The sequence below is a fragment of the Curtobacterium sp. MCBA15_001 genome, from assembly GCF_001864835.1.
Classification (GTDB): Bacteria; Actinomycetota; Actinomycetes; order Actinomycetales; family Microbacteriaceae; genus Curtobacterium.
The window spans coordinates 74,167-88,004 of sequence record NZ_MJGI01000021.1 but is presented as its reverse complement, the minus strand read 5'-3'; the positions used below and the strand labels follow the sequence as shown (position 1 = coordinate 88,004).

The window sequence follows — 13,838 nt, the reverse complement described above, 5'->3', positions numbered from 1 at the left end:
GCTGCGGGGGCTTCGTGGTGTCCAGCGCACGCGGACCGGGCTCCGCTCCCAGTGGCGGCACCGTAGGGTGACCCGTCGGCCCATCGGGTGAAGGGCCGACTCGGAGGACACACATGGGATTCGACCACGTCGCGGGGGTGGGGACACGGGTCTGGCGGTGGAGCCGGACGTCCGGCACGCAACCACGCCTGCTGCACGCCGCCAAGGCCGCGGGAGCCGCTGCGCTCGCGTGGTTCGTGGCCCGACACGTGCCCGGGGTGGCCTCCGAGTACCCCTACTACGCCCCGCTCGGCGCGGTCATCGCCATGCAGACCACCGTGTGGGCGGGCCTCCGGAGCGGGATCCAGACGCTGATCGGCATCGCGCTCGGGATCGGGGTCGCTGGGTTCACGATGTGGATCGGCGACCCGGGCATCCTGGCCGTCGCGCTCGCGGTGGGGATCGGCGTGCTCGTCGGCGGCTTCCGGGTGCTCGGCGAGGGCAGCTCGTGGGTGTCGACCGCCGCGCTGTTCGTCCTGCTGGTCGGCGGTGCCCACGCCGAGGGCTACTCCCTCGGCTACCTCGTGCAGATGGCCGTCGGTGTCGTGGTCGGGCTGCTCGTCAACTTCCTGGTGTTCCCGCCGCTGCACTTCTGGGACGCCGAACACCGGATCGACGCCGTCAACGAGGTGCTCGCCGACCACCTCGACGGGCTCGCCGCGGTGATGCGTGAGGGCAAGCGGGACGTCGCCGCCTGGGACCGGCAGCAGGACCGGCTCGACCGGGCGATCGCGGACGTGCGGTCGCGGGTGTCGATCGCGCACGAGAGCCGGAAGGTCAACCCCCGCGGGGCCCTGCGTGGGTCACGGCTCCGGCTGGAACAGGACGGTGCCCGCTTCCGTGCGCTCGAGCGGGTCGCCTGGTACACGACGGACCTGACCGAGCTCGTCGCCCGGTCCGGTCCGGTCTCCGAGGAGGTCGGACGACCCAGTCCGGAGTTCGCCGAACCCCTGGCGAAGGCCCTCGACCAGATCGCCTGCGTGATCCGCGGCGAGTGCCCGGAGGAAGCGGCTGACCTGGCGATCGCCGAGGTCGAGCGCGCGCTGGACGCCTCGCGCGAGAACCCGTCGCACGTCGCGGTCACGTCGGCCGCGCTCGTGTCGTTGCGCGGCGTCGTCGAGTCCGAGCGCCGTGCGACCGCCGACATCGACACGAAGACCGGGCCGTTCGGGTCGGCACGTGCGGGTCGCGCGGCCTCCTGACCGCGCACCAGCGTCCGTAGACTCGCACCGTGCCGCAGCACCCCCGCATCGCCGTCCTCGGGCCCGTCCTGGTCGAGGACCCGACCGGTGCGCTGACGCCGGTGCCGGGGGCCCTCGCGCGGTCGTTCGTGACGGCGCTGGTGCTCGCACGCGGGCACGCGTTGACCACCGAGACGCTCATCGACGAGCTGTGGGGCGACGCCCGGCCGAAGGGTGCGCGAGCCGCGCTGCAGACGCTCGTCTCACGGGTGCGCCGGAGCGCGGCCGACGGCCTGGTCGACTCGACGGCGACCGGGTACGCGCTCGCCGTCGACCCCGACGACGTCGACCTGGTGCGGGCGGAGCGGCAGGCGGCGACGGAGGACCCCGAGGCCCTGGAGCTCGCGCTCGGCCTGTGGCGCGGTGACCCGGGCGCCGACGTCGAGGGAGAGCTCGGCACCGCACTGGCCGACCGTGCCGCGAGCGCGCGTCGGGGCCTCCGCCGTGCGCTCGGCTCAGCGTTGCTGGCGTCCGGAGACGTGGGTGCTGCCGCGGCCGTCTGGTGCGACGAAGCCGCCGCCGACCCCTTCGACGAGGTCGCGGTGGGCGGTGCGATGCGGGCCCTGGCCGCCGCGGGCCGGACCGGCGAGGCGCTCGCCGTCTTCGCCGAGCACCGGGAGCGCCTGGCCGACGGTCTGGGCGCCGACCCGTCCGGGGAGCTCGTCCGGCTGAACGCCGACCTGCTGCACCGGTCCGCGGCCGACTCCGGGGCCGTCCGACGCATCGGCCTGCGGGCCGCCCCGAACGCGTTGGTCGGACGGGAGGCCGACGTCGCCACCGTCCAGGACCTGCTGTCCCACGAGCGGCTGGTGACGGTCCTCGGCGCCGGTGGGCTCGGGAAGACCCGGCTCGCGCAGGCGGTCGCGGCCGCCGTGCCCGCCGATCGCGGGGTGGTGGTGCTCGAGCTGGCGTCACTGACCGCTGGTGAGGACGTCGTCCCCGCGCTGGGGGCGCTGCTCGGGATCGCCGAGGTCCGCAGCGCCCGGAACCTGCGCGACGCGGTCGTCGCCGACCTGCGCACGCGGGTGTTCCGTGCGCTCGGTGACGAACCGACCCTGCTCGTGCTGGACAACTGCGAGCACCTCGTCGACCAGGTCGCCGGGTTCGTGGCCGACCTGCTCGCCGCGCTGCCGTCCCTCGTCGTGCTCGCCACCTCGCGGGCCCCGCTCGCCATCGCCGGTGAGGTCGTGGCGCCGCTCGCGCCGCTGCCGGTGGAGGCCGACGGCGCAGCGGTCCGACTGTTCACCGAGCGCGCGCGTGCTGCTCGCCCCGGTGCCGTGCTGCCCGTCGACGCCGTCCGTCGGATCTGCACGCGTCTGGACGGCTCGCCGCTGGCGATCGAACTGGCGGCGGCACGGATCCGCGGCATGAGCACCGAGGAGATCGAGCGACGCCTGGACGACCGGTTCGCGCTGCTGCGGGGCGGCGACCGGAGTGCCCCGGAGCGGCACCGGACGCTGCTCGCGGTGATCGAGTGGAGCTGGCGGCTGCTCGGCCCGGGCGCCGAGGACCTGCTGCCGCGCCTGGCGCTCTTCCCCGACGGGCTGGCGGTGGAGGCCGTCGAGGCGGTCGCCGCTGCCGACCGCCGTGACGACGCCCTCGACGACCTGGCCGAACTGGTCGAACAGTCCCTCGTGCAGCTGGTCGAGCGTGCCGGCGAACCCGTGCGCTACCGCCTGCTCGAGACCGTGCGCGAGTTCGGCGCGGCACGTCTCGACGAGCGCGGCACGACCGATGTCGTCCGTCGGGCGATGGTGCGGTGGGGGCGGGGGTTCGCGGCAGCCCGCACGCTCTTCACGGCGACCGGGGACGCCCAACGCCGGTGGTTCCGCGAGGTCGCGCAGGAGGCGGACAACCTGGTCACGGTGCTCCGCTGGGCCCTGCAGGACGGTGATCGCACCGCCGCCGCCCAGGTGTTCGCGGCGCTCGGCGGGTACTGGACCCTGCGCGGGGCACACGGCGAGGTGCTCGCGGTCGCGCGCGAGGTCGTCGCGGTGCTCCGTACGGACGACCCCGCCCCCGAGGACCGCACGGCGACGGTGCTCGGCCTCGTCCTGATCGGCGGGTCGGCGGCGTTCGGGGACCGTCGGACCGCGGCGACGGCGATCTCGACGCTGCGACGCGTCATCCGGCTCGGGCCGACCGACGCCCCGGTGCTCGACGCGCAGGCCGCACTGCTGCTGACCCTGGGGCGTCCGGAACGCGGGCTCGCGCTGCTGGCCCGGTACCGGGAGTCGCCGGACCCGGCCGTCGCGTGCCTGGCGTACACGCTGAGCGCACCCCTGGCCGAGAACGACGGCGAGTTCGCCCGGGCGCTGGCGTACTCGGACCGGGGCATCGTCCTGGCGCAGCAGGTCGACGACGCCTGGGCACTCGGCTCCGGTGCGGTGACCCGGACGCAGCTGCTGGCCCAGACCGGGCGGCACGCCGAGGCGCTCGCCCTGGCCGACCTCGCTCGTGACCAGCTCGAGGTGTTCGGCGCCGAGGACGACCTGTACGAGATCGGCTGGACCGTCGGGCTGTGCGCCGCCGCGACCGGTGACGTCGTCCTCGCCCGCTCGATCGCTGCGGACCTGGCCGTCCAGCCGGTCGCGGCCCGTGGCGGTCCGGACGGGGAGACGGCGCAGACCGAGGTGCTGGCGATCGCGATCGCCGCCGAGTGCGCGCGGAGCGCCGGCGACCTCGACGCGGCTGCTGCCGGGTACGCCCGGGCCTGGGCGGTGGTCCTGCCGAGACGACGCACCGTGCCGCACTGGGCGCTGATGGCCGGTGCCGCGTGGATCGCCGCGGCGGACGAGGCGGCTCGGCGTGGAGCCGGTGTGGGCGGGTCCGACGTGGGCGGGACCGGCGGATGGCTGTCTGACGGGCGTGCGCCGAGCCTCCAGACCGTGGCGCGCACCCTGCGGGTGCAGACCCTCGTGATGCTGCGCCTGCACACGCGGTGGCTGGACCTGCCGGTGGTCGGGACGGCCCTGCTCGGGCTGGCCGTGGCGGCCGTCCGTGCTGACCGCGCTGCCGAGGCGGCGCGGTGCTGGGCGTTGGCGCGACGGTTCGGGTCCCGCCAGGACTTCGGCGTGCTGACCCACGCGCGGCTGCGGCCGCTGGTGGTCGCGGCGGTGGGTGAGCGGGCGACGGTGGACGCCGAGACGGCCTCGGCCGGGTGGGACCGGGCCGAGGCCGTCAGACGGACACGCGAGCTGCTCGAGGAACTGGCCGGGAGTCAGGCCTTGCGCATGTAGGCACGGACCGTCAGCGGTGCGAACACGGCGACGATGACGGCTGCGCCGAGGAGCGAGAACACCAGGTCCCCGCCGACGGTGCCGTGGTTGATCAGGTCGCGGACGGCCGTGATGAGGTGCGAGATCGGGTTGACCTCGGAGAACCAGCGCAGCCAGTCCGGCAGGGTGTCCGCGGGGACGAACGCGTTCGACAGGAAGGTCAGCGGGAAGAGCACCAGGTTCGAGATGCCCGAGACGCTCGACGCGGTCCGGGCGACCACGCCGAAGTACGCGAAGACCCAGCTGATCGCCCAGGCGACGACGATCACGAGCAGACCGGCGGCGATGACCGTCCACACGCCGTGCGCGGGTCGGAGCCCCATGATGATGCCGACCACGAAGGTGATGGTGGTCGCGATGGCGTAGCGGACGGTGTCGGCCAGCAGCGCCCCGGCGAGCGGGGCGATCCGGGCGATCGGCAGCGAGCGGAAGCGGTCGAACACGCCCTTGTCCATGTCCTCGCGGAGCTGGACGCCGGTGACGATCGACGACGTGATGTTCGTCTGCACCAGGATGCCGGGGATGATGATCGGCAGGTACGCCGCCACGTTGCCGGCGATCGCACCGCCGAAGATGTAGGTGAACATCACGGTGAAGACGATCGGCATGAGGGTGACGTCGAACAGCTGCTCGGGCGTGCGGCGGACCTTGATGAGGCCCCGGTAGGCCATCGTCAGCGACTGGCGGACGGTGGCGCCGATCCCGGTGCCGCCGACCCCGGGGCGTGGGGTGACGCGCGGGGTGGCGGGCGCGGTCGTGGTGAGGGTGGTCATGCGTGGCTCCCTTCGAGCTCGCGGTCGGTGGTGTCGGCCGCATCGGCGGTCGGCGAGCCGGTGATGGTGAGGAAGACCTCGTCGAGCGTCGGCTTCTGCACGCTCATCTCGGCGAGGGAGATGCCGGCGTCGCGGAACGACACGAGCAGGTCGGTCACGCGGTCCGGGTCGGTCATCGGCGCGGTGAGCCGTGCGCCCTCGGGGCTGGCGACCGCCTCGACGCCGAGCGCCGTCCGGACGAGGGAGCGCGCCGCGTCGACCCGGAGCGGGTCGGTCAGCCGGAGCTGCAGCGACGCCGTGCCGATCGAGGCCTTGAGTTCGTCGCTCGTGCCCTCGGCGACGACGCGGCCGTGGTCGATCACCGCGATGCGGTCGGCCAGCTGGTCGGCCTCGTCCAGGTACTGCGTCGTGAGCAGGACCGTCGAGCCGGTGGTGACGAGCTCGCGGATCGTGTCCCACATCTGCGCACGGGTCCGCGGGTCGAGGCCCGTCGTCGGTTCGTCGAGGAAGATCAGCGGCGGCTGTGCGATGAGGCTCGCGGCGAGGTCGAGCCGGCGCCGCATGCCGCCGGAGAACGCGCGGAGCGGCCGGTTCGCGGCCTCGGTCAGGCCGAAGCGCTCGAGCAGCTCGGTGGACTTCCGCTTCGACTCGGCCCGGGACAGTCCGAGCAGCCGGGCGAAGACGACGAGGTTCTCGGTGGCGCTGAGCGTCTCGTCGACGCTGGCGTACTGCCCGGTGACGCCGATGAGCCGGCGGACCTCCTGCGGTTCGCGGCGGACGTCGTGCCCGAAGACGCGGGCCTCGCCGGCGTCCGGCCGCAGCAGGGTCGCGAGCATGCTGATCGTGGTGGTCTTGCCGGCGCCGTTCGGCCCGAGCACGCCGTAGACGGTGCCGGCCTCGACGCGGAGGTCGACACCGTCCACCGCTCGGTTCTGCCCGAACGTCTTCACGAGGCCGACGGCCTCGACCGCGAGGGGTGTGGTGGTCATCGCGTTGGTCCTTTCGTCACGAGTCCGTCGATGTCGAGGTCGATCGTGCCGCCGGGCGCTCACGCGGCACTGACGCGGCGCTGACGTCGGTACCGTTGGCGTGTGAGTGAGGGAACCGTGCGGCTCCGGTTGGACGTCGCCTACGACGGAGCGGCCTTCTCCGGGTGGGCTCGGCAGCCGGGCCTGCGGACGGTGCAGGGAGCGCTCGAGACCGCGCTCGCCACGGTGTTCACCCGGTGGGGCGTCCCGCCGCTGCTGACCGTGGCCGGACGTACCGACGCCGGCGTGCACGCCACCGGGCAGGTCGCGCACCTGGACCTGGACGCGGCGCAGTGGGGAGCGCTGACGGCGCCGAAGCGGGGTGCCGGGCGGTCGCCGCTGGACGGGCTGGTGAAGCGGGTCAACGGGATCGCCGGGGCGGACGGCGACGTCGTCGTGACCCGGGCCTCGGTCGCGCCGGACGGGTTCGACGCCCGGTTCTCGCCGGTGTGGCGACGGTACGAGTACCGGGTGGCGGACGCCGACGCCGCCCACGATCCTCGTCGTCGTGGGCACACGCTCTGGTACCCGGGGCGTCTGGACCCGGCGGCGATGGAGCGCGGTGCGCTGACGCTGTTGGGGCTGCACGACTTCGCGGCGTTCTGCAAGCCGCGCGAGGGCGCGACGACCATCCGGACGCTGCAGCAGTTCCGCTGGGACCGCGAGCCGGACGGCGTGCTGGTGGCGAGCCTCCAGGCCGATGCCTTCTGCCACTCCATGGTCCGGGCGATGGTCGGGGCGACCATGGCCGTCGGCGAGGCGCGCTTCGGCGCCGACCGCCTGCAGGAGCTCCGGGTCGCGGGGGAGCGGACCAGCGCGTTCAAGGTGGCCCCGGCGAAGGGGCTGACGCTGACCGAAGTCGGTTACCCGGCGGACGACGAGCTCGCCGCACGGGCGACCCAGACGCGGGCGCGTCGGTCGGCGCTGCCGGGCTCGGATACCGTCGGGGCATGAGCTCCCGCGAACCCCGCTCCGTCGTCTCCGTCGCCCCGGGGGTCGTCTTCGTCGAGGGACCCGTGTCGAACTGGGTCGTCCTGGCGGAAGAGGACGGCGTCGCCCTGATCGACGCTGGCTACCCCGCTGACACCAGCCTGGTGCTCGACACCGTGCGGTACGCCGGCCACGACCTCGCCGACCTGCGCCGCATCTACGTCACGCACGGACACGTCGACCACGTGGGCGGCATCCCGGGGATCCTCGAGCGCCTGCCCCGCGTCGAGGTCCTGGCCCACGCTGACGAGCTCGACAACGTCCGCGGTCCCGCTCGGCAGCAGGTCACCCCGGCCGAGATCGGTGGGCGTCTGGCGTCGCCGCGCGTGCTGCGCTGGCTCGGGCGGGCCGTCCGCTCCGACGCACTCCGACCGGTCGCGGTGCCCTCCGCCCGGGCCTTCACCGGCCGCGACTTCGAGGGCCGGGCCATCACGCCGTTCCCCGCGGTCGGGCACACCGACGGGTCGACCGCGTACCTGCTGCCGGCCGCTGACGCGATCGTCACCGGGGACGCGGTCGTCTCCCACCACGACACGAAGCCGCGCTCGTGGAGCCCACGACCACGGATGATCACGCCGTTCTTCACGCACGACCAGGCCGCGGCGGTGGAGTCCGCCCAGGCGCTGCCGATGCCCGAGATCCTGCTGCCCGGGCACGGGCCCGCGGTGCACCGGGTCGGGCGGGAGTGGGTGCCCGTCGGGGCCTGATCGGCCGCGACGGTCTGCTGCAGAAGGCAATCATTTACCTGACCGCAACCTGAGGGACTCTGCAGGTGGCTAGCGTTCGAGGGTCCACGACCACTCACCGAAGGTCAGCATGCTCCACTCCACCCGGCGCACCCTGCTGTGCGCCACGGTCGCCGCGACGCTCCTCGCCGCACCGCTCGCATCCGTCACCGCCGCCAGCGCGAACACCGCCGGCGACGGCCTCGTCATCCAGGAGGCGTACCTCAAGGGCGGTTCCAAGGACGCCTTCTTCACGAACAAGTTCGTGGAGATCGGCAACCCGACCGACACCGCCGTCACCGTCGACGGCTGGTCCGTGCAGTACCGCGCCACGGCGAGCACCGACGCGTTCAAGGCGATCGGTACCCTGACCGGGACCGTTCCCGCGCACGGCTCGTACCTGGTGCAGATGAACAGCAACGGCACCGCGGGCAAGGCGCTCCCGACGCCGGACGCCGTGACCACGCTCGCTCCGTCGGGGACGACGGGCACGCTCGTGCTCGCCGACACCACCACCGGTCTGGCGCTCCCCGCCGGCGCGGTCGCTGAGGGGACCGCCGGCGTGGTCGACGTGCTCGGCTACGGCACGTCGAACACCTTCGAGGGCACCGGCCCGGCGGCCGTCGACGGCCCGAACGGCACCCCGAACGCCCTCGTGCGCCAGGGCACCACCGACACCGGTGACAACGCGGCGGACTTCACGAACACGACGACCGTCACCCCGACGAACGCGAAGGGCGAGACGGCAGCGCCGACCACGCCCACCGACCCGACGACCCCGACGGACCCGGGCACGCCGACCGACCCGGGCACCCCGGCCGAGACCGTCACGATCGCCCAGCTGCAGGGCACGACCGACACCTCGCCGTACGTCGGCAAGCAGGTCACCACGACCGGCGTCGTCACCGCGGTCTACGCCACCGGCGGGTTCAGTGGCTACTACGTCCAGACCCCGGGGACGGGTGGCGCGATCGACCTCGCCACCCACACCGCCTCCGACGCCGTGTTCGTGTACTCGTCGGCCACGGTCGCGACCGTCAAGCAGGGCGACCACGTGCAGCTGACCGGCGCGGTGTCCGAGTTCAACGGCCTCACCGAGCTGACGGTCGCCTCGGCCGCGGGCCTGACCCAGCTGCCGACCGCCGGGGTCGTCGCACCGCAGCCCGCGGCCGTGGCGTTCCCGTCGACCGATGCGCAGCGCGAATCGCTCGAGGGCATGCTCCTCGCCCCGCAGGGTGACTACACGGTCGCGGACAACTACACGACGAACCAGTACGGCGAGGTCGTCCTGGCCACGGGCACGAAGCGGCTCATCCAGCCGACCGAGGTCGCCCGCCCGGGGTCCGCCGAGGCGCTTTCCGTCGCCGCGGACAACGCCGCGCGCAAGGTCACGCTCGACGACGGAGCCAGCACGAACTTCCTGCCGCGCGAGGGGCACCTGAACCAGGACGTGCCGGTGTCGTGGCTCACGCAGGGCCCCGTCACGGTGGGCGCTGCCGCGACGTTCTCGAAGCCGGTCGTCCTCGACTACCGCAACAGCGGGTGGAAGTTCCAGCCCACGATGCCGATCTCGGGCGCCACCCCGAAGGCCGACCTGCCCGTCGCGTTCTCGAACGTGCGGACGACGAAGCCCGCGGACGTCGGCGGTGACCTCAAGCTCGCCGGCTTCAACGTGCTGAACTACTTCCCGACCACGGGCGACCAGCTGACCGGCTGCACGTACTACCGCGACCGTCTGGACAACCCGGTGACGGTGAACTCGGGCTGTGACGCCCGTGGCGCCGCGAACGCCGCTGCCCTGGCCCGCCAGCAGGTCAAGATCGTCACGGCGATCAACGACCTCGGCGCCGACGTGGTCTCCCTCGAGGAGATCGAGAACTCCGCGCGCTTCGGTCAGGACCGCGACGCGGCCGACGCCACGCTCGTCGGGGCGCTCAACGCCGCGACCGGCAGCGACACGTGGGACTACGTGCGCTCGCCGAAGGTGCTGCCGGCGAGCGAGGACGTCATCCGCCTGGCGCTCATCTACAAGAAGGCGCGGGTCGCCCCGACCGGCGAGTCGACGATCCTGCTCGACTCGGCGTTCACGAACGCCCGGCAGCCCGTCGCGGACGCGTTCCGTCCCGTCGGCGGCACGGCGGACGACGAGTTCCTGGTGATCGCGAACCACTTCAAGTCCAAGGGCTCCGGCACCGGCGAGAACGCCGACCAGGGTGACGGGCAGGGTGCCTCGAACGCCGACCGCGTCCGCCAGGCGAAGGCGCTCGTGACCTTCTCCACCGCGATGCAGCAGCAGTACGGCACCGACAAGGTGTTCATGCTCGGCGACTTCAACGCCTACAGCAAGGAGGACCCGATGGTCGTCCTGGGCGACGCCGGCTACACGGACCTCGGTCCCGCGCTGGACGAGGCCGAGTGGTCGTACGTCTTCAGCGGCCTGAGCGGATCGCTCGACCACGTGCTCGCCTCGCCCGCGGCCCTCGCGACGGTCACGGGCGTGGACATCTGGAACATCAACTCGGTCGAGTCGGTGGGCCTGGAGTACAGCCGGTACGACTACAACGTCACGAACCTGTACACGCCCGACGTGTACCGCGCCAGCGACCACGACCCGATCCTGATCGGGTTCGACCTGGCCGGCGGCACGACGCCGACGCCGGGTGACGGTGGTTCAACGCCGGTTCCGACGCCGGGTGGTGGCAGCACCCCGGCCCCGACGCCGGGCACGTCGGTGCCGGTCGCGCCGGCGGAGTCTGCGTTCACCGCGGCGTTGCGGGGTGGGGTCACGGCGCCGGCTTCGGCTCGTGCGGGGGAGACGATCACGGTCGGTGTGGGTGCGGGGCGTGCCGGTCAGCAGGTGAGCGTGTGGTTGTTCTCGGACCCGGTGCTGTTGGGCACGGTGACGGTCGCTGCTGACGGGACGGTGCGGGTGATGATCCCGGCGGGGACGGCTCCGGGAGCGCACCGGCTCGCGGTGACGGCGGCGGACGGGTCGCTGATCGGGTGGACGTCGATCCGGGTCGACCCGGTGACGGGTGCGGTCACGGGGGAGCTGGCGTTCACGGGTGTGGAGCTGGGTGGCGGCATCGCTGCCGCGCTGCTGCTGCTCGCAGCGGGGACCGGCGTGCTGGTCGCGCGCCGTCGCCGCGTCAGCGCCGCGTAGCCACGATGCGGTCAGGGGGCTCGGTGCCAGCTGGCACCGAGCCTCCCGTCCGTTCCTGCCCACGTTTGACCCGGGCGAGTCGCGTCCGGTAAGCTCTCACCTTGGTCTGCGCACCGCTGTGTGCCAGACAGTCAGATGAGCCCTCCACCGTGGCGTTCACCGGGTGTCACCCGCAGAACACCGCACCGGAGTGGGATTCACGGACTCCTCACCTCGACACGAAAGCAGCACTCCTGTGACTCGCACGTTCTCACCGAAGCCGGCTGACGTCCAGCACGACTGGATCGTCATCGACGCGACCGACGTCGTCCTCGGCCGACTCGCCTCGCACGTCGCCGCCCTGCTCCGCGGCAAGCACAAGCCCACCTTCGCCCAGCACATGGACATGGGTGACTTCGTCATCATCGTCAACGCGGACAAGGTCGCCCTCACCGGCTCCAAGCTCGCCAAGAAGGTCTACTACCGTCACTCGGGCTACCCGGGCGGCCTGACCGCGACCTCCTACCCGGAGATGCTCGAGAAGCACCCGACCCGCGCCGTCGAGAAGGCGATCCGCGGCATGCTCCCGAAGAACACGCTGGGCCGCGAGCAGCTCAAGAAGCTCAAGGTGTACGCGGGTGCCGAGCACCCCCACGCCGCACAGCAGCCCAAGACGTACACCTTCGACCAGGTCTCGCAGTAACAGCGGCCACGACGACTTCAAGGAACAAGACAACTCATGGCACAGATCGCTGACTCCCTCGACCAGACCCCGGAGAGCTTCACCACGGAGAGCGCACCCGCCGCTGCCGAGGCCGCTCCCCGTCAGATCCTCAACGTCTCGGGCGGTGCCGTCGGGCGCCGCAAGGAGGCCATCGCGCGCGTCCGCCTCGTCCCGGGCTCCGGCTCGTTCGTGGTGAACGGCCGTTCGCTCGAGGACTACTTCCCGAACAAGCTGCACCAGCAGCTCATCAACGACCCGTTCAAGGTGCTCGAGCTCCTCGGCTCCTACGACGTGACCGCCCGCATCACGGGTGGTGGCCCCTCGGGTCAGGCCGGCGCCCTGCGCCTCGCCATCGCGCGCACGCTGAACGAGATCGACCGCGAGAACAACCGCGCCACGCTGAAGAAGGCCGGCTTCCTGACCCGTGACGCCCGCGTCATCGAGCGCAAGAAGGCCGGTCTCAAGAAGGCCCGCAAGGCGTCGCAGTTCTCGAAGCGCTAGTCGCTCGACGAACCCGATCGTCATGCCGCGTCTGTTCGGTACCGACGGTGTTCGTGGACTCGCCAACGGCGAGCTGACGGCCGCGCTGGCTCTGGGTCTTGCCCAGGCCAGCGCGGCCGTGCTCACGCACGGACACCATGCGGACGCCCGCCGGGCGTCCGGCCGACCGCGCCCCCGCGCGGTCCTGGCGCGCGACCCGCGCGTCTCCGGCGAGTTCCTGGGTGCGGCCGTCGCCGCCGGGCTCGCCTCCGCCGGCGTCGACGTGCTCGACGCCGGGGTCATCCCCACCCCCGCTGCCGCGTTCCTGGTCGCGGACGTCGACGCCGACTTCGGCGTGATGATCTCCGCTTCGCACAACCCGGCTCCCGACAACGGGATCAAGTTCTTCGCCACGGGCGGCAAGAAGCTCCCCGACGAGGTCGAGGACCGCATCGAGGCCGCGATGCACGACCAGTCGGCACCCACCCCCACCGGGATCGGTGTCGGGCGCATCACGCGCTTCGCCGACGCCGAGGACCGCTACGTCGTCCACCTGCTCAGCACGCTGCCGCACCGGCTCGACGGCATCCACGTCGTGCTCGACTGCGCCAACGGTGCCGCCGCAGGTGTCTCGCCCGAGGTCTTCGTCAACGCGGGTGCCCGCGTGACGCTGATCGGTGCCGAGCCGGACGGCTGGAACATCAACGACGGTGTCGGGTCCACCCACATCGACAACCTGGCGCGCGCCGTGCTCGAAGCCGGTGCCGACGTCGGGATCGCCCACGACGGTGACGCCGACCGGTGCCTGGCGGTCGACGCCCAGGGCAACGCGATCGACGGCGACCAGATCATGGCGATCCTGGCGCTGTCGCTGCAGGAGCGCGGGCACCTGGTGTCCGACACCCTCGTCGCGACGGTCATGTCGAACCTCGGACTGAAGCGCGCCATGGCCGACGCGGGCATCACCGTGATCGAGGCCGGCGTCGGGGACCGCTACGTCCTCGAGAAGATGAACGAGGGCGGCTACTCGCTCGGCGGCGAGCAGTCCGGCCACATCATCTTCCAGGAGTACGCCACGACGGGTGACGGCATCCTGACCGGGCTGCACCTGGTCGCCGAGATGGCCCGCACGGGCAGGACCCTCGCCGAGCTCGCCGCGTGCATGACGGTGTTCCCGCAGGTGCTGCTCAACGTCAAGGGCGTCGACCGGCACGGGCTGGCCGACCAGGGCGTGCAGGACGCGGTCGCTGCCGCATCCGCCTCGCTCGGGGACACCGGCCGCGTGCTGCTGCGTCCGTCGGGCACCGAGCCGGTCGTCCGCGTCATGGTCGAGGCCGCTTCGCAGGAGGACGCCCAGCGCATCGCCGAGGAGCTCGCGGCCGTCGTCGAGGACCGGCTGGGGCTCGACGCCGCGTAGG

At 72.7% G+C, this 13,838-nt stretch carries 10 protein-coding genes; 8 read left to right on the top strand and 2 right to left on the bottom strand.

The window, feature by feature from the left end; genetic code table 11:
• Positions 1–113 precede the first annotated feature (113 nt).
• Positions 114–1,241, top strand: coding sequence for an aromatic acid exporter family protein (locus tag BIU90_RS06815; RefSeq protein WP_071299482.1), 1,128 nt, complete (start codon positions 114–116; stop codon positions 1,239–1,241).
• A 29-nt stretch (positions 1,242–1,270) separates the two neighbouring features.
• Complete coding sequence (locus BIU90_RS06810) at positions 1,271–4,519, top strand: BTAD domain-containing putative transcriptional regulator (RefSeq protein ID WP_071299481.1); 3,249 nt, start codon at positions 1,271–1,273, stop codon at positions 4,517–4,519.
• Here the strand turns inward: BIU90_RS06810 and BIU90_RS06805 are convergent.
• On the bottom strand, positions 4,501–5,331 hold the full coding sequence (locus BIU90_RS06805) for an ABC transporter permease (RefSeq protein WP_083403768.1): 831 nt from the start codon (positions 5,329–5,331) through the stop codon (positions 4,501–4,503). The two genes, BIU90_RS06810 and BIU90_RS06805, sit on opposite strands and share 19 nt — an antisense overlap.
• Entirely contained in the window at positions 5,328–6,320 is a 993-nt protein-coding gene (locus BIU90_RS06800; protein WP_071299480.1) for an ATP-binding cassette domain-containing protein, read from the bottom strand. Before BIU90_RS06800 ends, BIU90_RS06805 begins: the two co-directional genes overlap by 4 nt.
• Positions 6,321–6,422: 102 nt before the next feature.
• Between BIU90_RS06800 and BIU90_RS06795 the strand changes: the two genes are divergently transcribed.
• From BIU90_RS06795 to glmM, 6 genes are all read left to right on the top strand, one after another.
• On the top strand, positions 6,423–7,313 hold the full coding sequence (locus BIU90_RS06795) for a tRNA pseudouridine(38-40) synthase TruA (protein ID WP_071299479.1): 891 nt from the start codon (positions 6,423–6,425) through the stop codon (positions 7,311–7,313).
• Positions 7,310–8,056: an MBL fold metallo-hydrolase gene (locus tag BIU90_RS06790; protein WP_071299478.1), complete on the top strand. Its 747-nt coding sequence runs from the start codon at positions 7,310–7,312 to the stop codon at positions 8,054–8,056. The genes BIU90_RS06795 and BIU90_RS06790 overlap by 4 nt, the downstream gene beginning before the upstream one ends.
• A 109-nt stretch (positions 8,057–8,165) precedes the next feature.
• Positions 8,166–11,237, top strand: a complete 3,072-nt coding sequence (locus tag BIU90_RS06785) for an ExeM/NucH family extracellular endonuclease (protein WP_071299477.1) — start codon at positions 8,166–8,168, stop codon at positions 11,235–11,237.
• 235 nt (positions 11,238–11,472) lie between these two features.
• Positions 11,473–11,919, top strand: coding sequence for a 50S ribosomal protein L13 (rplM, locus tag BIU90_RS06780; RefSeq protein WP_071299476.1), 447 nt, complete (start codon positions 11,473–11,475; stop codon positions 11,917–11,919).
• Positions 11,920–11,955: 36 nt separating this feature from the next.
• The gene (rpsI, locus tag BIU90_RS06775) at positions 11,956–12,441 is read left to right on the top strand and encodes a 30S ribosomal protein S9 (RefSeq protein ID WP_071299475.1); all 486 of its coding nucleotides are present in this window, start codon (positions 11,956–11,958) and stop codon (positions 12,439–12,441) included.
• A 22-nt stretch (positions 12,442–12,463) separates the two neighbouring features.
• Entirely contained in the window at positions 12,464–13,837 is a 1,374-nt protein-coding gene (glmM, locus tag BIU90_RS06770) for a phosphoglucosamine mutase (protein WP_071299474.1), read from the top strand.
• Position 13,838 lies beyond the last annotated feature (1 nt).